Annotated in this window: 20 protein-coding genes and 1 pseudogene; 11 read left to right on the top strand and 10 right to left on the bottom strand. The window is 70.7% G+C overall.

Annotated elements, in window-relative coordinates; genetic code table 11:
• Positions 1–83: 83 nt before the first annotated feature.
• From aceA to K9S39_RS37285, 3 genes are all read left to right on the top strand, one after another.
• Positions 84–1,367: an isocitrate lyase gene (gene aceA / locus K9S39_RS37295; RefSeq protein WP_248867729.1), complete on the top strand. Its 1,284-nt coding sequence runs from the start codon at positions 84–86 to the stop codon at positions 1,365–1,367.
• Between the two features lie 134 nt (positions 1,368–1,501).
• Complete coding sequence (gene aceB, locus K9S39_RS37290; protein ID WP_248867728.1) at positions 1,502–3,097, top strand: malate synthase A; 1,596 nt, start codon at positions 1,502–1,504, stop codon at positions 3,095–3,097.
• Positions 3,094–3,963, top strand: a complete 870-nt coding sequence (locus K9S39_RS37285) for a 3-hydroxybutyryl-CoA dehydrogenase (protein WP_248867727.1) — start codon at positions 3,094–3,096, stop codon at positions 3,961–3,963. Before aceB ends, K9S39_RS37285 begins: the two co-directional genes overlap by 4 nt.
• Positions 3,964–4,381: 418 nt before the next feature.
• Here K9S39_RS37285 and K9S39_RS42550 read toward each other — a convergent pair whose 3' ends face one another.
• Positions 4,382–4,534, bottom strand: coding sequence for a hypothetical protein (locus K9S39_RS42550; RefSeq protein ID WP_319949610.1), 153 nt, complete (start codon positions 4,532–4,534; stop codon positions 4,382–4,384).
• Between the two features lie 80 nt (positions 4,535–4,614).
• Here K9S39_RS42550 and K9S39_RS37275 point away from each other — a divergent pair, with 80 nt between their 5' ends.
• Positions 4,615–5,373, top strand: a complete 759-nt coding sequence (locus K9S39_RS37275) for a macrolide family glycosyltransferase (RefSeq protein ID WP_319949609.1) — start codon at positions 4,615–4,617, stop codon at positions 5,371–5,373.
• A gap of 236 nt (positions 5,374–5,609) precedes the next feature.
• Complete coding sequence (locus K9S39_RS37270; RefSeq protein WP_248869132.1) at positions 5,610–6,731, top strand: amidinotransferase; 1,122 nt, start codon at positions 5,610–5,612, stop codon at positions 6,729–6,731.
• 271 nt (positions 6,732–7,002) lie between these two features.
• Here the strand turns inward: K9S39_RS37270 and K9S39_RS37265 are convergent, their stop codons facing one another.
• On the bottom strand, positions 7,003–8,121 hold the full coding sequence (locus K9S39_RS37265; protein WP_248867725.1) for a ligand-gated ion channel: 1,119 nt from the start codon (positions 8,119–8,121) through the stop codon (positions 7,003–7,005).
• A gap of 444 nt (positions 8,122–8,565) precedes the next feature.
• On the opposite strand from K9S39_RS37265, the gene K9S39_RS37260 reads away from it, so the two are divergent.
• Positions 8,566–8,868 (top strand): hypothetical protein, encoded by a 303-nt coding sequence (locus K9S39_RS37260; protein ID WP_248867724.1) that lies wholly within the window; start codon positions 8,566–8,568, stop codon positions 8,866–8,868.
• A 105-nt stretch (positions 8,869–8,973) separates the two neighbouring features.
• Here the strand turns inward: K9S39_RS37260 and K9S39_RS37255 are convergent.
• Positions 8,974–9,432, bottom strand: a pseudogene (locus K9S39_RS37255) (DJ-1/PfpI family protein); the annotation flags it as partial.
• 572 nt (positions 9,433–10,004) lie between these two features.
• Between K9S39_RS37255 and K9S39_RS37250 the strand changes: the two are divergent.
• From K9S39_RS37250 to K9S39_RS37240, 3 genes are all read left to right on the top strand, one after another.
• Positions 10,005–10,667 (top strand): LuxR C-terminal-related transcriptional regulator, encoded by a 663-nt coding sequence (locus tag K9S39_RS37250; RefSeq protein WP_248867723.1) that lies wholly within the window; start codon positions 10,005–10,007, stop codon positions 10,665–10,667.
• A 228-nt stretch (positions 10,668–10,895) separates the two neighbouring features.
• On the top strand, positions 10,896–11,768 hold the full coding sequence (locus tag K9S39_RS37245) for an isocitrate lyase/PEP mutase family protein (RefSeq protein WP_248867722.1): 873 nt from the start codon (positions 10,896–10,898) through the stop codon (positions 11,766–11,768).
• A 240-nt stretch (positions 11,769–12,008) separates the two neighbouring features.
• Positions 12,009–12,335, top strand: coding sequence for a plasmid stabilization protein (locus tag K9S39_RS37240; RefSeq protein ID WP_248867721.1), 327 nt, complete (start codon positions 12,009–12,011; stop codon positions 12,333–12,335).
• A gap of 49 nt (positions 12,336–12,384) precedes the next feature.
• On the opposite strand, the gene K9S39_RS37235 is transcribed toward K9S39_RS37240, so the two are convergent.
• The 6 genes from K9S39_RS37235 to K9S39_RS37210 all read right to left on the bottom strand — a co-directional run bounded on the left by K9S39_RS37235 (position 12,385) and on the right by K9S39_RS37210 (position 21,929).
• On the bottom strand, positions 12,385–12,942 hold the full coding sequence (locus tag K9S39_RS37235) for a hemerythrin domain-containing protein (RefSeq protein WP_248867720.1): 558 nt from the start codon (positions 12,940–12,942) through the stop codon (positions 12,385–12,387).
• A gap of 200 nt (positions 12,943–13,142) precedes the next feature.
• A complete protein-coding gene (locus K9S39_RS37230) occupies positions 13,143–16,781 on the bottom strand; it encodes a hydantoinase B/oxoprolinase family protein (RefSeq protein WP_248867719.1) in 3,639 nt (1,212 codons plus the stop codon).
• A complete protein-coding gene (locus tag K9S39_RS37225) occupies positions 16,778–17,788 on the bottom strand; it encodes an SGNH/GDSL hydrolase family protein (RefSeq protein ID WP_406708185.1) in 1,011 nt (336 codons plus the stop codon). The genes K9S39_RS37230 and K9S39_RS37225 overlap by 4 nt, the downstream gene beginning before the upstream one ends.
• The gene (locus K9S39_RS37220; RefSeq protein WP_248867717.1) at positions 17,785–19,134 is read right to left on the bottom strand and encodes a glycosyltransferase; all 1,350 of its coding nucleotides are present in this window, start codon (positions 19,132–19,134) and stop codon (positions 17,785–17,787) included. Before K9S39_RS37220 ends, K9S39_RS37225 begins: the two co-directional genes overlap by 4 nt.
• Positions 19,131–20,258 (bottom strand): glycosyltransferase family 4 protein, encoded by a 1,128-nt coding sequence (locus tag K9S39_RS37215; RefSeq protein WP_248867716.1) that lies wholly within the window; start codon positions 20,256–20,258, stop codon positions 19,131–19,133. The genes K9S39_RS37220 and K9S39_RS37215 overlap by 4 nt, the downstream gene beginning before the upstream one ends.
• 246 nt (positions 20,259–20,504) lie before the next feature.
• Entirely contained in the window at positions 20,505–21,929 is a 1,425-nt protein-coding gene (locus K9S39_RS37210; protein ID WP_248867715.1) for a HEAT repeat domain-containing protein, read from the bottom strand.
• Between the two features lie 336 nt (positions 21,930–22,265).
• Here K9S39_RS37210 and K9S39_RS37205 point away from each other — a divergent pair, with 336 nt between their 5' ends.
• Positions 22,266–23,756 carry a PP2C family protein-serine/threonine phosphatase gene (locus K9S39_RS37205; protein WP_248867714.1) on the top strand — a complete coding sequence of 497 codons (1,491 nt, stop codon included), beginning with the start codon at positions 22,266–22,268 and terminating at the stop codon, positions 23,754–23,756.
• Between the two features lie 297 nt (positions 23,757–24,053).
• Here the strand turns inward: K9S39_RS37205 and K9S39_RS37200 are convergent, their stop codons facing one another.
• A complete protein-coding gene (locus K9S39_RS37200; RefSeq protein WP_248867713.1) occupies positions 24,054–25,571 on the bottom strand; it encodes a DNA-binding protein NsdB in 1,518 nt (505 codons plus the stop codon).
• 285 nt (positions 25,572–25,856) lie between these two features.
• On the opposite strand from K9S39_RS37200, the gene K9S39_RS37195 reads away from it, so the two are divergent.
• A complete protein-coding gene (locus tag K9S39_RS37195; RefSeq protein WP_248867712.1) occupies positions 25,857–26,990 on the top strand; it encodes an aminoglycoside phosphotransferase family protein in 1,134 nt (377 codons plus the stop codon).
• The last annotated feature ends 3 nt before the right edge of the window (positions 26,991–26,993 follow it).

The following is a 26,993-nucleotide window of genomic DNA, read 5'->3' as shown; positions in this document are numbered from 1 at the left end:
AGTGAGGGCACGGCGGGCCGCACCCCACAGACGGGGATGCTGCCTTTCACACACTTGACAGAATCGCGAACCGGGAGACGCTCATGACGCAGGCACAGACGACGGCGGCCGAGGAGCTCGCACAGCGGTGGGCCACCGACCCGCGCTGGCAGGGCCTGGAGCGCACCTACACCGCCGAAGAGGTGATCCGGCTCTCCGGCAGCGTCCGCGAGGAGCACACCCTCGCCCGGCGCGGGGCCGAGAGGCTGTGGCGGCAGCTGCACGAGCGGGATTACGTCCACGCGCTCGGCGCACTGACCGGCGGCCAGGCCGTGCAGCAGGTGAAGGCCGGGCTGCAGGCCATCTATCTGTCGGGCTGGCAGGTGGCGGCGGACGCCAACCAGGCCGGGCACACCTACCCCGACCAGAGCCTCTACCCGGCCAACTCGGTGCCGCAGGTGGTGCGTCGGATCAACAACGCGCTGCTGCGCGCCGACCAGATCGCCAGCGCCGAGGGCGGCGGCGACACCACCGACTGGCTGGCGCCGGTCGTGGCCGACGCCGAGGCCGGCTTCGGCGGGCCGCTGAACGCCTTCGAGCTGACCAAGGCGATGATCGCGGCGGGCGCCGCCGGCATCCACTACGAGGACCAGCTGGCCTCGGAGAAGAAGTGCGGCCACCTCGGCGGCAAGGTCCTGGTCCCCACGTCCCAGCACATCCGCACCCTCAACGCGGCCCGGCTCGCCGCCGATATCGCGGACGTCCCGACCGTGCTCATCGCGCGTACGGACGCACTCGCCGCGAACCTGCTGACCAGTGACGTCGACGAACGCGATGCCCGCTTCTGCACCGGCGAGCGCACCGCTGAGGGCTTCTACCGGGTGACGAACGGCATGGCTCCCGTGATCGCCCGGGGGCTGGCCTACGCCCCGTACGCCGACCTGCTGTGGATGGAGACCGGCACACCGGACCTCGGCCAGGCACGGGAGTTCGCCGAGGCGATCCACGACCGGTACCCGGAGCAGATGCTGGCCTACAACTGCTCGCCGTCGTTCAACTGGAAGGCCGCGCTGGACGACGACCAGATCGCCAAGTTCCAGCGCGAGCTGGGCGCGATGGGCTACCGCTTCCAGTTCATCACCCTGGCCGGCTTCCACTCCCTCAACCACGGCATGTTCGACCTCGCACGCGGCTACGCCGACCACGGCATGACCGCCTATGTCGACCTGCAGGAGCGCGAGTTCGCCGCCCAGCAGCACGGCTTCACCGCCGTGAAGCACCAGCGCGAGGTCGGCACCGGCTACTTCGACCTGGTCTCCACCGCCGTCAACCCCGCCTCCGCCACGACGGCACTGACCGGCTCCACCGAAGAAGAGCAGTTCCACTAGGCACCTCGTCCTGACACGTGGCCGTCCTGACACGGGCCGAGCCGTCCTCGTGCCAGGCAGCCCCACAAGCAGGTGGGGGCCGGCCAACTCCGCTTCGCTCCCCGGCCCCCACCGCTCCCCCTGAGGAGGCCCCTATGCCCACCCACACACTGACGCACCGAGTGCAGGTCCTCGCGGGAGCACCACGGGACCGCCACCAGGAGATCCTCACGCCGGAGGCCCTGGAATTCGTCGGCCGTCTCGTCGCCGCCTTCGCGGACCGCCGCCGGGATCTCCTCACGGAGCGCAGGCGTCAGGCGGCCCGGCTGGCCACCGGCTCCCCGCTGGACTTCTCCATCGCCACCTCCGCCGTCCGCACCGACCCCGACTGGCGGGTCGCACCGCCCGCGCCGGGGCTGACCGACCGCCGCGTGGAGATCACCGGGCCGCCCGAGCGGCGGATGACCGTCAGCGCCCTCAACTCCGGCGCCACGGTCTGGATGGCCGACTTCGCGGACGCCACCTCGCCCACCTGGGACAACATCGTCGACGGTCAGCTCAACCTGCTCGACGCCGTAGAGCGCCGGATCGACTTCACCACGCCGGAGGGAACGCGGTACCGACTCGGTGAGCGGCTCGCGACCATCGTCGTCCGCCCCCGCGGCTGGCACCTCACCGAGGAGCACCTGCACATCGACGGCCGACCGGTCCCGGCCTCCCTGGTCGACTTCGGCCTGTACTTCTTCCACTGCGCCAAGCGGCAGATCGACGCCGGGTACGGCCCGTACTTCTCGCTGCCCAAGCTGGAGAACCGGTACGAGGCGCGCTTGTGGAACGACGTCTTCGTCCTCGCCCAGGAACTCCTCGGCATCCCCCGTGGCACCATCCGCGCCACCGTCCTCATCGAGACGATCACCGCCGCCTTCGAGATGGAGGAGATCCTCTACGAACTCCGCGAGCACAGCTCCGGTCTCCACGCGGGCCGCTGGGACCACCTCTTCAGCCTGATCAAGACCTTCGGGCACCGGACCGACTTCCTCCTGCCGGACCGCACCAAGGTCACCATGACCGCCCCCTTCCTGCGCGCCTGCACCGAACTGCTGGTACGCACCTGCCACAAGCGCGGTGCCCACGCCATCGGCGGCATGGCCGCGCACATCCCCAGCCGGGACGCGGCGGCCGACGAGGCGACCACGGCAAGGGTCCGGCTGGACAAGGAACGCGAGGCCGAAGACGGCTTCGACGGCTCCGGGGTCGCCCACCCCGAACTCGTCCCCCTCTGCCGGGAGGTCTTCGGCGGTGTCCTCGGCGACCGCCCCCACCAGGTCGACCGCACCCGTGACGAGGTGGCGGTGACCGCCGCCGATCTGCTGTCCGTACGCCGTATCAGCGGCCCGCCCACGCCGGACGGCGTCCGCACCAACGTCGCGGTCGCGCTGCGCTACTTCGACGCCTGGCTGCGCGGCAGCGGGGCGGTCGCCCTGTACGGGCTGATGGAGGACGCCGCCACCGCCGAGGTCGCCCGCTGCCAGATCTGGCAGTGGCTGCGGCACCGCGTCATCGACCGCGAGACGGTGCGGCGGCTGCTCGACGAGGAGACGGCCGCCCTGGCCGAGCAGGACCCGGCGGCGCTCGCGGACGAGGCCCGCGGCATCCTCGAACGCACCGCACTCGGCCGGGGCTTGCCCGCCTTCTTCACCACCGACGCCTATGCCCGCCACCTCGTGCGGCACGGAACGGAGCGGTCATGACCCTCGGCATCGAACGCGTGGGCGTCGTCGGCGGCGGCCGGATGGGCGCCGGTATCGCCGAGGTCTGCGCCCGCGCCGGACTCGACACCCTCGTCTGCGAGGTCGACGCCACCGCCGCGCGGCGGGCCCGCGAGCGGGTCGCCGCTTCCCTGGAACGCGCTGTCGACCGCGGCAAGACCGACCGGCCGACCGCCGAGCACGCCCTGGCCCGGCTGGTCTTCACCGGCAGCCTCGACGATCTCGCCGACCGGCACCTGGTCGTCGAAGCAGCCGTGGAGAACCCGGATGTCAAGACGGAGATCTTCACCGCGCTCGACAAGATCGTCGAGGAGCCCGGGGCCGTCCTGGCGACCAACACCTCCTCGATCCCCGTCATGCGCCTGGGCATGGCCACCGGCCGGGCCGATCGTGTCCTGGGCCTGCACTTCTTCAATCCGGTACCGGTGATGCCGCTGGTGGAGATCGTCACCTCCCTGCACACCTCCGCCGAAACCGCCTCCGCCGTCGAGGAGTTCGCCGCCGCGACCCTCGGCAAGACCGCGATCCGCTCCCAGGACCGGGCCGGGTTCGTCGTCAACTCCCTGCTCATCCCCTATCTCCTGGCGGCGGTCCGGATGGCGGAGTCCGGCTTCGCCACCGCGGCCGATGTCGACGCCGGCATGGAGCTCGGCTGCGCCCACCCCATGGGACCGCTCAAGCTCGCCGATCTGATCGGCCTGGACACCGTCGCCTCCATCGCGCGGTCGCTGTACGAGGAGTTCAAGGAGCCGCTGTACGCCCCGCCGCCGCTGCTGCAACGGATGGTCGAGGCGGGGCTGCTCGGCCGGAAGACCGGCCGGGGGTTCCACACCTACGACCGGGGTTGAGGGACCCCGGGGTGCCGCCGGGGTTGAGGGACCCCGGCCGCGGAGAGCGAGGCGCGGGGCGGCTGCTGAGGGTCGTCCCGCGCCCTCGTACGAGGTGGTGGCGTGCCCGTCCGGGATGCGGGAGGAAGTGCCCCGAAGTCCTGACGGAGCGCCCGGAAAGAAGTTGCACGAGACGTTCCGTCTCGCTTACGGTGAGGCCATGATGAACCCGGAAGACAGCAAACGTGCCCATATAGCGATGTTCTCCATCGCCGCCCATGGGCATGTGAACCCGAGTCTCGAAGTGATCAGGGAGCTCGTCGCCCTTGGACACCGCGTCACCTACGCGATCCCGCCCCTCTTCAAGGAGAAGGTCGCCGCGACCGGCGCCGAGCCGGTCCCGTACCGCACCACACTGCCGTCGCCCGACGACGACCCGTCAGCATGGGGGAGCACACTCCTCGACAACGTCGAGCCGTTCCTGGACGACGCGATCCAGGCGCTGCCGCAGCTCATCGAGGCGTACCAGGGGGACGAGCCGGACCTCGTACTGCACGACATCGCCTCGTACCCGGCGCGCGTCCTCGCCCACCGCTGGAGCGTGCCCGCGATCTCCCTCTCCCCGACCCTCGTCGCATGGAAGGGGTACGAGGAGGAGGTCGCCGAGCCGATGTGGGCGGAGCCCAGGGCGACCGAGCGCGGCAGGGCGTACTACGAGAAGTTCACCAACTGGCTCGCGGAGAACGGGATCACACGGCACCCGACCCGTTCGCCGGCCGTCCCCGGCGCTCGATCGTGCTCATCCCCAAGGCACTGCAGCCGCATGCCGACCGGGTCGACGAGACGGTCCACTCCTTCGTCGGCGCCTGCCAGGGCGACCGCGCGGCGCAGGGCGAGTGGGAACGACCCGCGGACGCCGAGCGCGTGCTGCTCGTCTCGCTGGGCTCGGCCTTCACCAAGCAGCCCGGTTTCTACCGCGAGTGCGTCAAGGCGTTCGGCGACCTGCCGGGCTGGCATGTCGTACTCCAGGTGGGCAAGCATGTCAGCGCCGACGAGCTCGGGGAGCTCCCCGGGAACGTCGAAGTCCACCACTGGGCACCGCAGTTGGCGATCCTGAAACAGGCCGACGCGTTCATCACGCACGCCGGCGCGGGCGGCAGCCAGGAGGGCCTGGCCACCGCCACGCCCATGGTGGCCGTCCCGCAGGCCGCCGACCAGTTCGGCAACGCCGACATGCTCCAGGGGCTCGGCGTGGCCCGCCACCTCCCGGCGGAGCAGGCGGACGCCGACACGCTCCGCACGGCGGTGCTCGCGCTCGTCGACGACCCGGAGGTGGCGCGCCGCCTCGCGGCCATCCGGCAGGAGATGGCCGGCGAGGGCGGCACCCGGCGGGCGGCCGACCTCATCGAGGCCGAACTGTCCGCCGGGTAAGTGAAGCCGCTCGTCGACGCGGACCAGTCCGCACGCCGCCTCAGAGAACTCCGCGCCTTCTTCGGAGAACTCCGCACGCCCTGGGTAACGTAGGGAACCCGATGAGTCACTGACTTCTGCGATCGAAAGCGGTGGAGCATGGCGGCAGTGCGGAGGCCCGGCATTCCGACGGCGGCGACGGACAATGACGCCCAGTCGGACAATGACGCCCCTACGTGGGCTGGGGACTGCGCGTGATGTCGCCGCCCTCGGCCACGACCGCCGACGCGGCGGGCCCTCTCGTTTCGCCGGTGAATTCACACAACGAGTGGGACCCGCTGGAGGAAATCATCGTCGGGCGTCTCGACGGCGCGACGATCCCCTCCGGCCATCCGGTCGTGGCCTGCAACATCCCACCATGGACGGCGCGGCTGCACCGGCTCGCCGCCGGCTTCACATATCCGCGCACGCTGATCGAGCCGGCGCAGCAAGAGCTCGATCAGTTCATTTCCCTCCTGCAGTCCCTCGGCATCACGGTCACCCGCCCGGACGCGGTCCACCACAGACGACGCTTCGGCACCCCCGACTGGTCGTCACGCGGTTTTTGCAACACCTGTCCGCGGGACAGCATGCTCGTGATCGGCGACGAGATCATCGAGACCCCGATGGCATGGCCGTGCCGATATTTCGAGACCCACTCCTATCGCGCGCTCCTCAAGGACTACTTCCGGCGCGGCGCGCGCTGGACCGCGGCGCCGAAGCCGCAGCTCACCGACGCACTGTTCGAGACGGATTTCCGCCTCCCCAAAGCCGGCGAGCCCATGCGCTACATCCTCACCGAGTTCGAGCCGGTGTTCGATGCGGCGGATTTCGTGCGCGCGGGACGCGACCTGTTCGTGATCCGAAGCAACGTCACCAACCGTATGGGCATCGACTGGTTGCGCCGCCATCTCGGACCCGGCTACCGCATCCACGAAATCGAGAGCCGCTGCCGTACGCCCATGCACATCGACACGACATTCCTCCCGCTCTCGCCCGGCAAGGTGCTGGTCAATCCTGAGCACATCGACATCGACCGCCTGCCCGACGTCCTGAGCTCGTGGGACATCCTGATCGCCCCCGAGCCCAACCCGATCGACGAGCGCCTGCTCAAAGTCACCTCGATGTGCGGCAAGTGGCTCAGCATGAACATTCTCATGATCGACGAAAAACGGGTGATCGCGGAGCGGCACCACACCACCATGCTGCGCGCACTCGAAAAATGGGGGTTCGAGCCGATCCCCTGCAACCTGCTGCACTACGCGCCGTTCGGCGGCTCCTTCCACTGCGCGACGCTCGATATCCGGCGTCGGGGCACGCTCGAATCCTATTTCGACTGACGGCTGACGGCTGACGGCTGACGGGATGATGTGCCGCTTGTTGCCTCGGGACTCCGGGCGGCCTCACCGGTCCCGAGCCCGGAGGAGCGCCGCCGCCTCGCCACGGGAGGCGACACCCAGTTTGCTGAGGATCTTGGCGACGTCACGCGGGTCACCCGGGCGGTCGCCCCGCAGGGCGTCGACGCTATCGAGATCTGAGCCGCGGGTTCCGCACGGCACGGCCTGCGGCCACGATCGCGGGGTGAGGACACCATTTTCCCCACACGATCCCTCACCCCGCGATCGCTGCCAGGGAAATCAGGACGAGGTTGCTCAGGACGTATGTCACTACCGTGATCAGCACCCAGCGGCGTTCGTGGTCCGGAGGGCCGTCGCCGTGGCTGGACGCCCGCCAGAGCGTGACATTGATTCCGATCATGATGATGGTGAAGACCAGGCTCAGGATATGGACTTCGTCGGTGAGGGTCAGAGCGGTCTCGGAACCGATCGTCGCCGACGACTGCTGCATATTGAGAACGATGGCGAACACCACCGCTCCGAGCAGTCCCAGCCGCCCCAGCATGACCTCGACACTGTCCAGTGCCGGAATGAAGATCACCAGGGTGATCGTCGCAGCCACATAAACCGGGCCGGTCAGCTTGACGAAGCTGGTGTACTCGGCCCGGGCAACGTCGATCCGCACTTCCAGCCGGTCGTACGTACTGCCCTGCCGCGGCTCGCGGGTGGGGTCACCGAACGTCGTGGGATACGTATGACGGCTCTTGGCAAGACGAAAGGAGGTGGCCCTCCATTCGCCGGGGATCGCATCGGGTGCGTAGGTGCTGTTCTCGGTGTCCGGCACATACCTGGACTCGGATATGTCATCGACCGGTTCCATGGCGATCACCAGACGATGCCGGTCGAAAGGGAAGGACCGGGTATCCCAATCGACCCGAAAACTCCCGGTGACCTTCGTATTCCCCCACTGGACGCCGCCCATCGGGGCGGATGTATCCAGGCTCTTCTTGACCTCATTGGCATTGGTGAACTCCATGAGTTTCAGGGGGTCCTGCCGTTTATCGGGACAGAGACTCCACACCCACAGGTCCGCGCGAAAGGAGCCGGCCACGGGGTTGATGTCGTGCACGGCCGTCACATAGGCCCCCACTTTGCAGGTGACCCAGCGATGCGCCTGGGACGTCTCAGCCATACGCGGCCGCTCGGGAGACATCGGCGGCGTCTGAAGGGCGTGCGGCCGTTCCGATGCCGGGGCGGCGAGAGCGGAACCAACAGCGCTCACCCATAGCCAAGCCACCACAGCCACCGCTGCCACCCGAAGTGCCGCATGGAGCCGCCACACCCGGCGGCCGATATCGGACGTCGCCCGTCCGCCTCCCGCAGTGGGCATCATGTTCCGGCCCATTCCCCCGCGGTTCCGGAGCAATACAGAGACACACCATCGAGTGACAGTGGGCATTCAAAACCTCTTGGTCACCAACGACGCCCAACGGCAAAGGAGTTGCCGGTCAGCCGGGCGGGCCAGGGCGTGACCGCCTGCGGAACCTGCTCCAGCGCCTCGGCGCGGACACCGGTCGCCGTCCGCCGACACTGTCGTGACGGCGGCCGCGTCGCCGCCTTGGCCGCTGCGGCGCGTCCACAGGAATCCCGTTGCGCGCCAATGCACACCAACTGAAAGTCGTTATCGGATTCACGACACCATCATCTTTGGGACCTTTTGTGGAACTCCTTGATCTGTGGGAAATTGACCAGGAATCGGAAGAGGCTGTTCCTCTTCGGATTACTCGATGCCCCGTCGACGTGAATCACCTTCCCAACAGAGTCCGAGGAGTAGAACATGACGACAGCCGAGACCCACCAGCCCCATCCCGGCCATACCCACGCGCACGGCGAAGGCTGCGGCCACGTAGCCGTTCCGCACGGCGACCACATGGACTACGTGCACGACGGACATATCCATCGCGTCCATCAGGACCACGCGGACGAGTGCGAGCCCAGCGGGCACAAGGAGCACTCCGGCCACACCCACGCGCACGGCGAAGGCTGCGGCCACGTAGCCATTCCCCACGGCGACCACATGGACTACGTGCACGACGGACACCGGCACGCGTCCCACGACGGCCACTGGGACGACCACTGACGAGCTCGTAGTGGTGGGCCGTGAGGTCCTTCACCTCGGGTGCGACGGTGCCGAACAGATCACCGACGTGGTCAACGCGGCGGCCTGGAGCGCGGCGGCAGGCAGCACGGTGCCGTCCGGCGCCGCCAGGGCGCGGGTGGCGGCGGACCAGTGCGTGGTCGCTGGCCTCCCGTCCAGCGGCCCGGCCGCGGCCGGCAGGTGCGCGCACGCACACCGAACGCGATTCCGCCGCGCGTACGAACCGGTGGACCTGACTCAGTCCACGATGTCGCGGTCGATCCGGGCGAGTGGCCCGCCGGGTCGCACATCCACCGCGCCGGGCACGAGCAGGGTGTCCGCTGCCGTACCGACCTCGTCGAAGGACAGGTCGGGCACCAGCCGCACGCCGGCCGAGGTCGTCACCGCGCCGCCGGCGCGGCCGGGGCCGGCCGGACGGACCTGGTACCCCACGCGGCCGCCGGTTTCGGTTGGCCAGCGCGAAGACGCCGGCCGGCCCCGTAACGTCGAGGAGATCGACGTTACGGGGAAGACCGCGATCAGGACACCGTGGTGGATCTCGGACACGGCTTCACCAACTCTGCGGCCCGAAGGGCTTGCAGGCGGCCCCTGGCCCGACGGTAGTCGTAACAGCCCCGACCCAGCGATTTCACACAGACCTGGCCGCCTGCTCCAATTCCCCGCCCACGGACAGCTCGACGCGGGAGAGAAATACGTCACTCAATGCCGGCGAGCACATGGGTTGTCCGAGGAATGCGCCGTGCTGGCGGCATTAAAGCTCTACCGGTGGTCGGTTGAACTTTGGAGAGGTGGGGTTTAGCGTCGCTCCATAAGCACTGCAGCGGTGGCAGCAACAGGGACCACCGATGAGGAGAGAGCCACTATGCCCGCCCCATCTCTCGAACGCGACCGGCCCGACGGCATCGACACGGTAGTGATCAACGCCACTCCGCGATGTCATGAGCCCCGGTGTCCGATGGGGTCGGCAGCAGTCAGCAGCGACCGTACGGGGCGCGGCCGCTAACTTCCTGACTCCGGACTCGTACGGCTCGAGCCCTCCTCCATTTCATGAAGTTCCTGTTAATTTGCCATTACGGTCCCTCCTATTAAGGGGTGACGCACATGATGCGGAAGGCGCCATGAAGATTCGTGTTGTCATCGCATGCAGGAATTGCCTCCTTCGGGAAGGGGTCCGCTCCCTGCTTGAGCTGGCGGGAGATATCGAGGTGATCGGCGACAGCGATGGCAGAACTCCGGCCATCGGTCACATCGGGGCGGCCGAACCCGACCTCGTCATAGCGGACTTGCCCACGCTCGATGCGAGCACCGCCGGTGACACCACACTTCTGATGGCGCGCTTCGATCGCCCGCCACACCTTCTGGTGCTGGTGCCCGTCGGCACCACCGACGGCATACGGCGGGCGCTGGAGTCCGGCGCCGCGGGTTTCCTGCTCACCGATATGTGTTCGGAACAGCTTGTCGCCGGTGTACGGGCCGCCGCCGCGGGCTTCGTGGTCATCCCACCGAAGATCATGGACGCGGCCATGGACCGCGCCGTCGCCCGCCCGCCCATCAACGTCAGCGTGCCTCAAGTTCGGCTCAGCGCCCTCACGGAGAGCGAACGCAAAGTGCTCGCCGCCCTCGGCAGGGGGCTTACCAATCAGCAGATCTCGGTATCCCTGAACCTGTCCCCGGCAACCGTCAAGACGTATGTGTCGAGAATCCTCGTGAACCTCGGCCTCAGCAACAGGACACAGGCGGCGCTCCTCGCCAGCAGAGTTGACTTTGGTCAACTCACCTGACTCGCACGCCGTTCCCGTTCCGTTTCCCCGGAGTTGGTCTGTGCGTTACGCCGTGCCGCTTTCGCCGCTCGGCACGCTGCTCAGGGGGTTCCCGACCTCTTGCACGCATGCGGCAGACCAGTTGTCGAAAGGCGATCCTGAAGTCGGTCTTCAGGATCACCCATTGGGGATGTTTCCTCACTTCTGTGCATGACATGGTCGTGGTGTTCCCATCAGGGAGGATATTCCATGAAGTACGCGCACCAACTACGCGAAGCGATTACCCAAGAGGACACCACTCCGTTGATCGGTGTTTTCGATATGTTCTCCGCGTCGGTGGCGGCCCAGCACTACGACGGCATGTTCGTCTCCGGCTTCGGCTTCGCCGCCTCGCACTACGGCCTGCCGGACATCGGATTCATCGCCTGGCCCGACATCCTCGCCTTTGTCCAGCGGCTGCGGCTGGCCTTCCCCCACCAGCACCTGCTCGTCGACATCGACGACGGCTACGTCGACCCCGAGACCGCCTGCCATGTCGTCCAGAACCTGGAGGCGATCGGCGCATCGGGGGTCATCCTGGAGGATCAGCAAAGGCCCAGGCGCTGCGGCCATGTCGACGGCAAGCAGGTACTGCCGCTGGACGCGTATCTGGAGAAGCTCGACATGGTCCTGGCCTCGCGCCGCGACCTGGTGGTCGTCGCACGGACCGACGCCACCGAGGAGGACGAGATACTGCGCCGCGCCAAGGCGCTGGCCGCCACGGACGCGGACGTCATCCTGGTCGACGGGGTCCGCAGTGTGGAGTGGATACAGAAGATCCGTACGGTCATCGGCGACAAACCACTGCTGTTCAACCAGATCGCGGGAGGCAAGTCGCCGCGGCTGTCGCTGTCCGAGCTGAGTGAACTCGGTGTGAACGTGGCGATCTACAGCACACCGTGCCTGTTCGCCGCCCAGACCGCGATCGACCAGGCACTGGGCGACCTGAAGAAGACCGACGGCCGGCTTCCGGAGTTCACCACGGAGAGCGTCGGAGTGGCCGAGTCCCTGGCCCTGCTGGAGAAGAACATCAGCAGACACCACAAACCGGCGGACACCCCCGTGGAACTGTCCGTCGGGTGACGGACGCCGCCGTCTGCCTCGGTGCGCGGCTCCCGGTCGGCCTGACCGGGAGCCGCGCACCGAGGCCACGAGCGGTGCCGCGGGCGTCACCCTGCCGGCGGTCCTCGTCGTGTGACCGATCGGCCCACCCGTCTCGCGCGCGGCCGCGGGTGGAGGTGCACTGGGAATGCGGCCGGCGGGCGCGCCGCCACGCGGTCCGCCCGGTGCCGGCAGACCGCCGACCGGAAACCAGGAGCTGTGATGCCCGCAGGATCGAACAAGAAGCGTGAGCGTCAGTACGAGCACGTCAAGGCAAGCGCCCAGGATCGGGGCGAGTCGACGAAGCGGGCGAAGGAGATCGCTTCCCGGACCGTGCAGAAGGAGCGCGCCCGCTCCGATGAGTCGAGGACGTCGAGCAGGGTCTCCACCCAGGACCCGAAGTCCGCCCCGCAACGCGGCGGCGAACGATCCCACAGAGGTGCCCAGGGACCGACCAAGGACCAGCTGTACGAGGAAGCCAGAAAACGCAATATCCACGGCCGCTCCGACATGAGCAAGGAGCAGCTCCGCAACGCCCTCGGCAAGTGAGGCGGGCGAGGAGACCGGAAGCTAGTCTGCCGAGCCGACTGGACGATGGTTACTGGCCGCGTCCGGTGACGTAGTCGCGGACGCGGTCGACCAGCCCGATACCGGGCGCCAGGAGCCTGTTGAGCGGCGGTGTGCTGGGCGCTGTGGGATGGGGGCGCGTCGGTGCCCTCTTCTTCGCCTCGCGGACCTTTTGGCCGAGGCTTTCCAGGACGTAGGAGTGGACAGCATCGTCCAATTGAGGGAAGAGGTTGCCTTCCTCGTCCCGGACATGAGCGATCACCTCGGTGCGCAGCTCGCGCACGAGCCGGTCGAAGTCATGGTCGGTGGCCTCGCGTCCTTCGAGGTCCTTGAGCAGCCGTTCGACGCGATGGTGGTCGGCGATTTCCTTGTCCGCCAAGGCAACGCCTTCTTCCACATGCTCACGTACGGCGGGGTAGAGGTGTTCTTCCTCGGCGACCGCGTGGCGGACCAGCTCGATCGTCAGCGCGACCAGGATGAATTTCCGGTCGACACTGCCGGGCGCCGCGTCGAAGAAATGCTCGAAGAGGTCGTCCACCTCACGGTGATCAGCGGTCAGCTCCGCGATGACATTCACGCTGGGCTCCATGCCGGGCGCCCCTTACGGCGTAGTGGCGGTGTACTCCAGATCCCGGGGTATCGCGGGAGGAATCCCCGCATCGACCGACGGCTAACGCGGCGCAGGCCGAAATGCCCCGAATTGGCGCTCCGACGCGGCAGGCCGCCCCGCTCAGTCCCCGCGGGCCGGATCCGGATCACCCATTTCGATGAACGGGCCCACCACAGCCCCTAAGCCTCTCCATACCCCCCGCCCCCCGGCGTCCGGACCACCAGCACATCCCCCACCCCGACCTCGGCCACCTCGCACCCCCGCAGCTGCTCCGTCGAACCATCCGCCCGTTCAATGGTGTTGGCCCCCAGCGCGCCCGGGGCGCCGCCCGCCATGCCGTAGGGCGGCACCCTGCGGTGGTTGGTCAGCAGGGCGATGGTCATCGGCTCCAGGAAGCGCACCCGGCGTTCGACGCCGCAGCCGCCGTGCCAGCGGCCCGCGCCACCGCTGTCCGCGCGGATGGCGAAGCTGTCGACGCGCACCGGGTAGCGCCATTCGAGTACTTCGGGGTCGGTCAGCCGCGAGTTGGTCATATGGGTCTGGACGGCGTCCGCGCCGTCGAAGCCGTCGCCCGCACCCGAGCCGCTCGCCACCGTCTCGTAGTACTGCACCCGGTCATTGCCGAAGGTGACGTTGTTCATGGTGCCCGAGCCCTCGGCCTGGACGCCCAGCGCGGCGTAGAGGGCACCGGTGACGGCCTGGGAGGTCTCGACGTTGCCGGCGACCGTGGCGGCCGGGAAGACCGGGGCGAGCATCGAGCCCTCCGGGATACGGACCTCGACGGGCTTGAGGCAGCCGCTGTTGAGCGGGATGTCCTCGGCGATCAGGGTGCGGAAGACGTACAGCACCGCCGCCATCACCACCGAGCTGGGCGCGTTGTCGTTGCCGGGCTGCTGGGGTGAGGTGCCGGCGAAGTCCAGTACCGCGCTGCGGCGCGCGCGGTCGACGGTCAGCGCGACCTGGATGACCGCGCCGCTGTCGGTCTCGTAACGGCAGGAGCCGTCGGAGAGCCCGGCGATGATCCGCCGCACCGATTCCTCAGCGTTGTCCTGGACGTGGCCCATGTAGGCCCGGACGACGTCCAGGCCGAATTGGTCGGTCATCCGGCGCAGTTCGTGGATGCCCTTTTCGTTGGCGGCGATCTGGGCGCGCAGGTCGGCGATATTGGCGTCCGGGGCGCGGGAGGGGTACGGGCCGGAGGTCAGCAGCTCGCGGGTCTCGCGTTCGCGCAGCTGTCCGTCGCGCACCAGCAGCCAGTTGTCGAAGAGGGTGCCCTCTTCCTGGATGGTGCTGCTGAAGGCGGGCATCGAGCCCGGGGTGATGCCGCCGATCTCGGCGTGATGGCCGCGGGAGGCCACCAGGAAGAGGAGCTCGTTCCCGGCGCCGGCGGCGTCCGCCGCTGAGGTCTCCGCGTAGACGGGGGTGACGACGGTGACGTCCGGGAGGTGTGTGCCGCCGTGGTACGGGTCGTTGATCGCGTACACATCGCCCGGCCGCATGTCGTCGCCGCGCCGCCTCAGCACCTCCTTGATGGACTCGCCCATCGACCCCAAGTGGACGGGAATGTGGGGGGCGTTGGCGATGAGATTGCCCTCCGCGTCGAAGAGGGCGCAGGAGAAGTCCAGGCGTTCCTTGATGTTGACGGAGTGCGCGGTGTTCTCCAGGCGGACGCCCATCTGCTCGGCGATGGCCATGAAGAGGCTGTTGAAGACCTCCAGCATCACCGGGTCGGCTCCGGTGCCGACCGCGACCCGGTCCGGGCGCGGCTCGGCGCGCGTCAGCAGCAGATGTCCGCGCTCGCCCACGGCCGCCTGCCAGCCCGGGTCGAGGACCGTTGTCGCGTCCTCCTCCGCGATGATGGCCGGGCCGGTGAGGGTGTCGCCGGGACACAGTTCGGTGCGCCGGTAGAGACCGGTGTCCTGCCAGCGCCCGCCCGCGTACATCCGCACCCGCGCCTCGTGTCTCAACTCCCCTTCTCTGCCGCCGTGTTGGACCTCATAGCCACGGGCGCCGCCGGCCGCGCCGAGCGCCTCGACCGATACCGCCTCCGCCACCAGCGGCTTGTCCATGGTGAAGGCGTAGCGGGTGCGGTGGGCCCGGACGAACTCCGCGGCCATGGTGCCGGCGTCGGCCAGGGGGACACCGATGGTGGAGTCCGTCCCGGCGTAGCGGATGAGCACCCGGGCGCGGGTGGTGATGGACCGGTCGGGCACTCCGTCGTCGAGGAGCTCGCGACGGGTCTGCCCTGCGAGCGTGTCGCAGACCTGTCTGATCCGTCCGATGGCCGAGTCTCCCTCGTCTCCCGCGAGTGCCACCTCGACGGCCTGTTCGCGCATCGCGGTGGCGTCGGCGACGCCGATGCCGTATGCGGAGAGCACTCCGGCCAGCGGTGGGACCAGGACCGTGTCGATGCCCAGGGCGTCGGCGACCGCGCAGGCGTGCTGACCGCCAGCGCCGCCGAAGCTGGTGAGCGCGTAGCGGGTGATGTCATGGCCGCGCTGGACGGAGATCTTCTTCACCGCGTTGGCCATGTTGAGCACGGCGATGTCCAGGAAGCCGGCGGCCACGTCCTCCGGGCCGCGCCGGTCGCCGGTGGCGGCCGCGATCCGCTCGGCGAGCTCCGCGAACCGGGTGCGGACGGTCCCGTCGTCCAGCGGCTGGTCGCCGTCCGGGCCGAACACCGCCGGGAAACGGCCGGGCTGGATGCGTCCGAGCATCACATTGGCGTCGGTGAGGGCGAGCGGGCCGCCGCGCCGGTAGCAGGCGGGCCCCGGGACCGCGCCGGCCGAGTCGGGACCGACCCGGTAGCGGCGCCCGTCGAAGTGCAGTACGGACCCGCCGCCCGCCGCGACGGTGTGGATGTTCATCATCGGGGCGCGCATCCGCACCCCCGCGACCTCGCTGCCGAAGATCCGCTCGAACTCGCCGGCGTAGTGCGACACGTCGGTGGAGGTGCCGCCCATGTCGAAGCCGATCACCCGGTCGTAGCCGGGTCCCGCCTCGGCGGACGTACGGACCATGCCGACGACGCCGCCCGCGGGCCCGGAGAGCACCGCGTCCTTGCCGCGGAAGTGCGAGGCCTCCCGCAGCCCCCCGTTGGACTGCATGAACATCAGCCGGATGCCCGGGAGTTGGGCCGCGACCTCGTCGACGTAGCGGCCCAGGATCGGGGAGAGATACGCGTCGACGACGGTGGTGTCGCCGCGCGGCACCAGCTTCATCAGCGGACTGACCTCGTGCGAACAGCTCACCTGGCGGAATCCGACGCCGCGCGCCAGCTCGGCGACGGCCTTCTCGTGGTCGGCGTGCCGGTAGCCGTGCAGCAGGACGACGGCGGCGCTGCGCAGTCCGTCCGCGCGGGCCCGGACGAGCGCCCGGCGGACCGTGTCGGCATCCAGCGGCCGGACGAGCGTGCCGTCCGCGCCGACCCGTTCCGGCACCTCGATCACCCGGTCGTAGAGCGCCTCCGGCAGCAGGATCCGCCGGTCGAAGATCCGCGGCCGGTTCTGGTACGCGATCCGCAGCGCGTCCCGGAACCCCTCGGTGATGACCAGCACGGTCGGCTCGCCCTTGCGCTCCAGCAGGGCGTTGGTGGCGACCGTCGTGCCCATCTTGACGAAGGAGACCCGCTCGGCGGGCACCGGTTCGTCGGGGCCCAGGCCCAGCATCATCCGGATGCCGGCCACCGCCGCGTCCCGATAGCGCTCGGGATGGTGCGAGAGCAGTTTGCCGGTGACCAGCCGTCCGTCCGGGCGCCTGCCCACGACGTCCGTGAAGGTGCCACCGCGATCGATCCAGAACTCCCAGCGTCCCGTCATCCGGCCATTGTCGCAGCGCCCTTCGGGTCGGACAGGCCCTGTACGGGTGACTCGTGGCGGACGTGTCCCAGAGCGGCGAGCGCGGTACGGGTGGCGCGCTCGGCGGCGGTGTCGAGCAGCCGCCCGGAGCCGGCCAGGCCGTGCCGGCACTCCTGCCAGGCCAGGGCCAGCAGGCCGGGCAGCAGATCGGTGCACCGGTCGGCGACCCAGCGCGTCCCGCGGGTCGCCATCCACCAGGCGGACGCGGCACGGTTCGGCGGCGGTCCGTCGGGAGTGAGCGCGGGCGGCGGTCCGACGGGCCGGCCGGCGGCGGCGAGCGCGGCGTGGAAACCGTGTGCCAGCAGCCGGTGGCCGCGCTCGCTGGGGTGCAGCCGGTCCACACTCCAGCAGCCGCGGTCGGCGATCCAGCGGTGGTCGGCGATGTGCAGATGGACGCCGCCGTAGCGGGCGGTGACCGCGTGCACGACGGTGTTCACGGCCCGCATCCGGCGGGCGAGCGGCCGGGCCAGCGGAGCGGGCAGTCCCAGCATCCGGCCCGGGTCCGGCAGACAGGCCGTCAGCACCACGGCCCCGTCGGCGCTCAGCGTGCCGTGCGCCAGATCGAGCGCGGCCGCGACCTTCGCGATGTCGAAGCCGGCACGCAGGGTGTCGTTCGCGCCGACGACGAGCGACGCGAGGCGGGGTGCGAACCGCCGGGCCACGGGCAGTTGCCGCTCCGCCACATCGGCCGCCAGCGCCCCGCTCGCCGCCAGGTTCACCAGCCGTACGCTCCCCGGCCGCTCCCCCACCGCCTCGGCGAGCAACGCGGCCCAACCCCGCCAGCCGCCGCCCGGCAGGGGGTCTCCCAGCCCTTCGGTGAGCGAGTCGCCGAGGGCCACGAAGCGGGGTGGGGCGGATGGGGCCGGGGCGGGCGGCTCAGGGGCGGGCGGTTCCGGGGAGCGTCGTGCGCGGGCGGGTGATTCCGAGGAGGGCGACGCCTGCCCCTCCGCTTCCGTCCCCATCGTCACCACCAGCCCAGGGGGCCCGTCGGATACGCCGGTACCGGTGCGCCGGCCGGCGTGTGCCTCGGGCCGGGGGCGTCATGCGCCGCCAGAAACGCCGCCACCGCGGGCTGCCAGCCGTAGCACTCGGCGCGCTGCCGGGCGGCGGCACGGCGCGGTCCCTCGGGCCGCGCCAGCACCCGCTGGACCGCGTCGGCGAAGGACGCGCCGTCGTCCAGGGCGGTGTCGCCGCCCCGGCCGACCAGTCCGGCCAGCGCCGAGGCCGCGCTGGCGACCACCGGAGTGCCGCAGGCAAGGGCTTCCAGGGCGGCGAGGCCAAAGGTTTCGGCCGGTCCCGGTGCCAGGGCGAGATCGGCACCGGCCTGCAGCGCGGCGAGCCGGGAGCGGTCGGCGATATGACCGAGAAACGCCGCGGGCAGCCGCTCGGTGCGTGCCCGGGACTCCAACCGCGCCCGCAACGGACCGTCACCGGCCACGACCAGCGCCGCGTCGAGACCGCGTCGGCGCAGTTCGGCCAGTGCGTCCAGCGCCCGTCCCGGCCGCTTCTCCGGCGACAGCCGGGAACAGAGCACCATCAGTACGGCCGCCCGGCCCGCATGGCGCCGCCGCAGTTCCTCGCTGCGGCAGTCCGGATGCCAGGCGGCCAGGTCGACGCCGAGCGGCGCGCGCACCACATTGCACGCCCCGACCCGGGTGAACTCCGCCGCCGCCCACTCGGTCGTGCACACCACCCGGCTGTAGGCGTACGCCGTACGGGAGTTCAGCCGATCCGCGGCGGCGCGGGCGACCGGCCGCGGCACACCCCAGGTCCGCAGCACCCCGTCCACGCTCTCGTGCGACACCATCACCGCCGGGACCCGGGCCCGGCGCGCCCACTCCCCCGTCCAGCGCAGCGTCGTACGGTCGGAGACCTCCAGCCGGTCGGGGGCGAGCGCCCGCAGCAGATGCTGCAGCCGTCGGCGGTCGGTCAGTACGCGATAGCCGCCGGTGCCGGGCACTGCCGGGCCGGGCAGGGTGATCACCCGCCCCTGGTCGGTGAGTTCGTCGCGGACACCGGAGCCGGCGTCACGGATACCGGCGTCCCGCATGCCGGGGCCGGAGGTGCCGCGGGCCTCGCCCGCCCCCGGCTCCCCCGGCACGATGAGCACCGGCTCGTGCCCCGCCGCCCGGTACCCGGCGCCGAGCTCGCGCAGCGCGGTACGCAGCCCGCCGGAGGCCGGCGTGACGAAGTTGGCGATCCGTACGATCCGCAGCCCCGTCCCGTGACGCCCGGCGGTCCGCGCCTCCGCCCTGACCTCCCCTCCGGTGTTCCTCCCGGCCTCCCCGAGGACATCCCCACGGGCCGCCGTCATGCCGCCACCGCCGTCCGGTGGCCGAGGACCTCCTCGTAGTGGCCGAGCAGTTGGTCGCCCACGGCCTCCCAGGTACGGTCCTGGACGGCGCGGCGGCCGGCGGTGCCGAACCGTACGCGCACCTCGGCGCTCCCCCCGAGGAACCGCACCGCGTCCCGGAACGCACCGCCGTCACCGGGTGTCACCAGCAGCCCGGTACGGCCGTGGTGCACCAGGTCGAGCGGACCGCCCGCGCGCGGCGCGACCACGGGCACCCCGGAGGCCATCGCCTCCTGCACGGTCTGGCAGAAGGTCTCATAGGGCCCCGTGTGCACGAACACGTCCAACGACGCGTAGAGGCGGGCCAGTTCATCGCCGGTGCGGCGGCCCAGGAAGCGCACCCGCGGCAGGGTGGCGCGCAGCCCGGCGGCGCTGGGGCCGTCGCCGATGACGACGGTACGGACGCCCGGCAGCTGGGCCGTCTCGGCGAGCAGCCGGACGTCCTTCTCCGGTGCGAGCCGTCCCACATACCCCACCAGCAGCTCCCGCCCCGCGAGCAGCGAGGTGCGCAGCACGGAGTCGCGCCGCCCGGGGTGGAACCGCTCGGAGTCGACGCCGCGCGGCCACAGACACACCCGTGGCACACCGTGCTCGGTCAGATCGAGCAGCGCGGCGCTGGAGGGCGCCAGAGTGCGGTCGGCGGCGGCGTGCACCGTGCGGATGCGCCGCCAGGCCGTCGCCGCGCCGCCGCCGAGGTAGGTACGGGCGTAGCGGCCGAGATCGGTCTGGTAGACGGCGACCGCGGGCACCTGCCGTCGGGCGGCGGCCGCCATCCCGCGCGCTCCGAGGACGAAGGGGCTGGCGAGGTGCACCAGGTCGGGACGGTGTCCGTCGAGCGCGGCGGCCAGCCGGCGCCCCGGGAGGGCGATCCGCACCTGCGGATACCCGGGCAGCGGCACCGACGGCACACGGATGACGGGACAGGGACTCTCGTACGTGCCGCCGGCCGGCTCAGTGCCGCCGAGCGGGGCGATGACGAGCGGATCGTGTCCACGCCGGACGAGGTGCCGGGCGGTCTCCAGGGCGCAGTGTGCGACGCCGTTGACATCGGGCGGGAAGGATTCGGTGACGATGACGACACGCATACCGATGTTGTCGGCGCACCGTGCGTGGAGGGGGCCAAGGGGATCTTTCCAGCCGGGAAACGTCCCATGAGCGTTGCGGTGCGCACGACGGCGCGGGGCGCGGTTGGCATGTCTCGTGCGCGGTCGGTACGTCTCGTGCGGGTCGTGCGGACCTGGGCGCATACGCCGTGGCGAAGAGGTTCGCGGCCGCCCCCGGTGACCTCGGCCCGGCGGCCCCGGCCCCTCGGCCCGCGCCCCCCCGGGGCCTCACACCGCCGACGCGTCCGGCCCGAATCTGCTGCGTACGGCCGTCTGGACCTCGGCCTCCTCGGCCGGGTCGGCGGCGAGCCGGCGAAGCTGTTCGACGACCCGGTCGTCGCCGGTCGCGGCGTGCCGGGCGGCCAGCTCGCGGGTGGTCTCCTCGCAGTCCCACAGACACTCGACGGCGAAGCCGGACGGGAATCCGGGGTCGGTGACGGCGAGCGCGCCGGCCGCCCGGCCGCGGAGATGGGACGAGGACGTCTCACGGTAGATGTGGCGCAGCACCGGGGCGGCGCAGCCGACGCCGAGGCGGCCGACGCCGTCGACCAGCTCCCACAGGCCGTCCGCATCCGGGCCTTCCTCCCGTACCGTCCGGCGCAGCGCGGCCAGCACCAGTTCCGCGTCGCGCTTGGCGCCCCGGCGGGCGAGCATCGCGGCGGCGGACGAGCCGAGCCGGTCCGTGTGCCGGGCCCAGAGCCGGGCCCGCTCGACGGCGGCCACGCTGCGCATCCGTTCGAAGGAGGCGAGCGCCGCGGAGACCAGGCACGCGGAGGAGACGGGATCGACCGCCGCGATCTCGATCAGATCGAGGACATCGGGATCACCGCGCTCGGCGAGGTGGTGCAGTGCGGCGGCGCGCGCCGCGTCCGGGCCACTGCGCGCGGCCCGCAGCACCTCGGGGCGGTCCTCGGGGCCGACCACGGCGGCCAGGCAGCGGGCGGCGGCGATGTGCCGGCGTTCCCCGGGGCGCAGGTCCAGATCCTGTTCGGCCCACTCCAGGACCTCGGCCACACTCCAGCCGGGGCGCGGCCCGCGCGGCCGCAGCTGTCGCTGCCAGCGGTCGAAGGAGCCCTGTTCCCCGGCCGCGGCCAGCCGCCGGGCATAGCGGGGGTCCTCGGCCCACAGCCGCCAGGGCCGGGGCTCGAAGGCGTCGCGGACGGCGGCGGCCAGCGCGGCCTCGCCCTCCTCGGTCTCGGGGAAGCGGGCGAGGACGGCGGGGGCGAGGGTCATCAGCCCGGCGTCGTCGTCACGCAGCGCGAGCTCGTCCAGGGCCCAGCGCCAGCTGCTGCCGACCGCGGCATAGCTGCGCAGCAGCAGGCGCGCGGCATCCCGGCCGTACGCGGCGAGGTGGCCGAGGACGGCCAGGGCCAGCCCGGTGCGCTCCTCGCCGGTGTCGATGCGGTCGTCGGGGTGGAAGAGGTGGCGTTCGATCTCTTCGAGCCCGCCGTCGAGCTGCATGTAGAGGCGCGCGTAGTAGAGCGAGCGGTTCTCCAGCTGCCAGTCGCGACGGGGGTCACGCAGCACGCTGTCGTTGAGTGCCGCGAGCGCCTCGGCCCGCGGCGCCGCGAGGGCATGCAGGGTCCCGTCGCCGCGGCCGCGCTGAAGGAGGCCGAGCAGGGTGCCACTGGGCGCTATGTCTGGATCGAACATGAGGTCAGCATCCGGTGCGGGGGACGGGCTGGCAACGGGATTTCCGCTGACCGGCATTCTTGCCGGTGTCCGCGGACCCTATGCACCGTACGTTGCGTTTCCACCATGGAGCGGCGGGCACGACAGCGTCACGGCGGGCCGCAGCCTAGCGTGGAACCGGGGATTCCGCCGAGTTGGCGGGGCTATGCGCCCAGGGAGGCCAGCGGCATATGCCCGCTGCACCACCGTATCGGGTAATGCCAAATCCCTTACGGACGGTCGCAGCCTGTGCAACAGTCGTAACCGGCCCTCCTCTCAGACCTGGCCCTGGCGCGCCGCCCGATCACGGAGTACGTCATGCCGTCCCCACTCTTCGCGGACCACCCCGCCGACCGGCCCCCCGAGCGCGGCACGGTCGAGGCACTCATCACGCAGGCCCGCCGCCTGCGCGGCGACCTCGACACCGTGCGCCGGGAGTCGACCGCGCACGCCGAGGCCGCCGCCGACCCGCAGCTGCGCTGGCAGCGGGCGCTGTGCGACCTCGCCGTGCACCACCTGGACGACCTCGACGGCCACCTCGACCAGCTGAGAGAGGGCCTGCCCGACGAGGACGGCGACGACGCCCGTGACATCGGGGCGCCGTACGAGGAGCTGCCGACTGCGCCGCCCGAGGCGGAACCGCCCTCGGAGCACCACGAGCGCGGCGCGCTGCTGCGCCGGGTGGGCAGCGCCGAGTGGAATCTGCTCACTGACGACGTGAGCTGGTCCGACGAGCTCTTCGCGATGTTCGGCCGGACCCCCTCCGACGGACCACTGACCCTCGACGAACTGCCGTCCCTGATCCTCCCCGACGACCAGGAACAGCTGACCAGGATGGTCACCGACTGTCTGGTGGACGGACGGCCGATCGACGGCGAATTCCGTATCGTGCGTGCCGACCACAGCATCCGCACGGTGCACATGGTGGGCGAGCCGGTGCTCGAAGCCGACGGCAGCACCGCCTGCATGTGGGCCGTGCTGCGGGACGTCAGCGAGCTGCGCCGCAGCCAGGCGGCGGTGCGCGAGACCCGTGACTCGCTGCAGCGCCAACGGCATATCGCGCAGACCGAGCACCGGCTGGCGGTCGAGCTGCAGGAAGCCGTGCTACCGCCGTGGCGCGGCTCCCTGCGGTTCCCGCAGGGCGGCCCGGTCGCCCTCGACCTCGCCGGGCGCTACCTCCCGGCCGGAACCAGCACCCTGATCGGCGGCGACTGGTACGACGCACTGCAACTCCCGGACGGCCAGACACTGCTGAGCGTCGGCGATCTCACCGGGCACGGCGTCACCGCCACCTCCGGTATGGCGATGGTGCTCGGCGCGCTGCGCGGGATGGCCGTCACGGGCCAGCCGCCCGGACCGCTGATGGGCTTCCTCAACCAGCTGCTGGACACCACCTCCCAGCCCGCGCTGGGCAGCGCGGTGTGCGGCCGCTTCGACCCGGCCACCCGCCGGCTGGAGTGGGCCCAGGCCGGGCACCCCGCACCGCTGCTGTTCCGCGGCGGCACAGGGCGCGCGCTGGACCGGCCCGACGGCGTCCTCCTCGGGGCGACCACGGGCGCGACCTACACCCAGCGGACCGAGCAGCTGGAGCCGGGCGATCTGCTCGTCCTGCACACCGACGGACTCGCGCCCCGCCGTACACACGGCGCGGACGCCGCCCATGAGGGAGCCGAGCGACTCCTCGCGCTGGCGCCACGGTTCGCCGAGGCCCGCAGTGCACAGGACAGCGTCCGGATCGTCGTCGAGGAGTTCGGCAGCACCGAGCGCGAGGACGACGCATGCGTACTGATCGCCAGGGTCGGCGGCTGACACAGGGACAGCGAACGACAGCAGACCGGACGACAATGGCCGCTGGATGAGGGATAGTTGGGGTACTCGGAGTAGTCGGGGTCATTGTTCGAGGTTGATTTGGGTTGATTCGAGGGGTTGTCGGGATCGACTGGAGTTGTCGTCACTGATGTCGTTGCCAGCCGATGTCGGCCGTTGTCGCTGACTGTTGTTGTCGGCTGAAGTCATTGCCATCAGTGGTGGAATTGACCGGATCGCCGGGCGTCATCGGCCCGATTCGACCGGCCCGATCCGTTCCGGTCGGCCCACCCCGGACGGTCAGGTAGCGAGGTTGCCGCCGAGACCCGGCACCGGGCCCGACAGCCCCGGCCCCAAGCCCTTGCCCTTTGCCTTCGGCATGACGTGCTCGATCTCCGCGCGCAGGTCCTGGATCTTGGCGTAGTTCGCGTACTGGCCGGTGAGCCGGTACATCTCGCGCAGCCGGTCCCAGGTGCGGTGCGAGGAGTTCTCACCGATGGACAGCAGCGCCAACCGCGCGTAGCGGTCGGCCTGTTCGGGATCGTCCGCGATGAAACAGGCGGACGCGATGGAGATGTGGTCGAAGATGGTCGAGCGCTGCCGGCCGTCCTCGCGCAGCGCCAGTGCCTTCTTGGCGTGCTGCTCCGCGATGGGCGCGACCGAGGCGTCGTGTTCCGCGAGGGTGCGGTAGACCAGCCCCTCCATGCCGTACAGATCCGCCTCGTTGAACAGCTGCATCCAACTCGGCGGCGGCACATCGCCCTTGTCCGAGACGAACAGCTCCTCGGCCTCACCGAGGGTGCGGCGCGTCGCCTGACTGCGGCCCATCGACGCATGCGCCCATGCCTCGATGGTGTGGAACATGGCGCGGGTGCGGGGCAACGCCGCTGCGCCCGAGCCGGACTTGGCCAGTTTCATCAGGTCGAGCGCTTCGTCGGGACGGCCCAGATGGACCATCTGGCGGGCGGCGCGGGAGAGCGCCTCCCCGGCGCGCGGCCGGTCGCCGCCCTCCCGCGCCGCATGCGCGGCGATGACGAAGTACTTCTGGGCAGTGGGTTCCAGGCCCACGTCGTGGGACATCCAGCCGGCGAGCACCGCCAGGTTGGCCGCCACCCCCCACAACCTGCGCTGCAGATGATCGGGGTGACGGTAGGCGAGCATGCCGCCGACCTCGTTGAGCTGGCCCACCACGGCCTTGCGCTGCAGCCCGCCGCCGCGGGCCGCGTCCCAGGCGCGGAAGACCTCGACCGACCGCTCCAGCGCGTCGATCTCCTGCGACCCCACGGGGGCCGCCTCATAGCGGTCGAGGCCGATCTGGTCGAGTTCGTCGAAGGAGTTGGCGTACGGATGGTCGAGGCGTGCGGTGTGGGCCGGTTCGGTGTGCAGCCAGTCGTGCATGGCGCCGGTGAGTGCGGAGCCTGCGGCGAGCGCAGCGCCCGCACCCACCAAGCCGCGTCGGTTGAGCATGAGGTCCATTCCCGTGAATTCCGTGAGGACCGCGGCGGTCCGTTCGGGAGCCCACGGCAGACCCTCCATGGCCTGCCGCTTCCCCGAGCGGCCTGTCCGTGCGAACCCGAGGTCCTCGATGGTTACGACACGGCCGAGGCGCTCGGTGAACAGGGAAGCCAGGACTTTGGGAACCGGATCCCGGGGGGTCTCCCCCATGTCGATCCAGCGCCGCACTCGCGAGGTGTCGGTCGCCAGCTGCGGATGCCCCATGGCCGCCGCCTGCCGGTTGACCAGCCTCGCCAGCTCTCCCTTGGACCAGCCCGCCAGGCCGAAAAGGTCCGCGAGACGGGTGTTCGGCTGCCTGTTCACGTCAAGCCCCCAGGTTCCTCGACTGAGTTGACAGTAACGGCCCGTGACGGGGCCTGCGAGCATTCGCCAGGCTTCGCCAGGGTGCGCTACATGGTCTGCCACCCGCGCCCGCGTGTTCTGTAGGTGTGCAGCCCCCGGCCCGGTGGCGGGACCGCATTCCCCAGGGTGCGCGCCCTTCACAGGGACCCCTGGACCGGCCCTCTGCACGGGACCGTTCACCGGGTTCTCACCGCCGGGCCGGGGGCGCACGCAACTCGTCGGCGCACGAAGGGATTTGTTTCACCCATGTATGCAGCATCGTCCCCCGTGACCGCCCCCACCCGGCCGTACCGCGCGCACCCCTCGGGGAGCGGGCCGTATCTCGACCCCTCCCCCTCCGCGGGGGGAGTCACCGGCCTTCCCGGTGGCCGTATGAGGCGGGCGCAGGGAACGGGCACCCAACCGCTCAGCGGGAGACTCGACTTGTCCGGCCCACAGGGCGCCCAGCTGCGCGCCGCCGTAGCCTCGGTGCATCGCATCTGCCCGGAGTTCAACCCGGTCCAGGTGCTGCGGCGTACCGGCCGGTCCGTCCTCCTGGTGGGCACGACGGGCCGTACGACCGCGGTCGCCAAGTGTTTACTGGACCACTCCCCCGCGTGGTCCGAACGGTTCCGGCAGGAAATAGCTGCTTACCGCGCGTTCGTCCGGCATCGTCCGCCGGTACGGGTGCCGCGGCTGGTGGCGGCCGATCCCGACAACTGCACACTGGTGGTGGAGCGGATGCCCGGCCGGATCGCGGCCGTGGCACGGCACCCGTCCGAGGCACCGCCCCGCGCGGACGTACGGGCCGCGCTCGGCGCGATCTGCCGGATCAATCTGTGGCGTCCGCCGGCCGGGCTGTTCGACGCCCCGCTGGACTACGCGGGCCGGATCGGGCGGTATCACGACCTGGGGCTGCTCACCGACCGCGATCTGGGCGATCTGCAGAAGCTGCTGCACGGTCTGTCGCACACCCAGGGGCAGTTCTGCCACGGTGACGCGATGCTGAACAATGTGCTGCTGTCCCCCGCCGGTCCGGTGCTGCTGGACTGGGACAACGCGGGCTGGTACCTGCCGGGGTACGACCTGGCGACGCTGTGGTCGGTGCTCGGTGACGCCCCGGTGGCCCGCCGGCAGATCAGCCAGCTCGCCCAGGCCGCCGGGCCGGTCTCGCGGGACGCGTTCCTGGTGAATCTGATGCTGGTGCTGACCCGCGAGATCCGGCGCTACGAGACCGCGGTCCAGCGGACCATGCGTGAGCCCACGCCGACGGGAACACCGGGGCCGGGACAGCCCGGGTCGCCCACGGCGGGCGAGGAGCAGCGGCTGCTCCTGCGCAGGCTGCACGACGACTGCCAGATGGCGCGGCGTGCGGTGAGGGCGGCGGTTGGCACCCGCTGACCG

Source organism: Streptomyces halobius, assembly GCF_023277745.1.
Lineage (GTDB): Bacteria > Actinomycetota > Actinomycetes > Streptomycetales > Streptomycetaceae > Streptomyces > Streptomyces halobius.
Note: the sequence above shows the minus strand (reverse complement) of the source record. Positions and strands in the feature narration are given on the sequence as shown.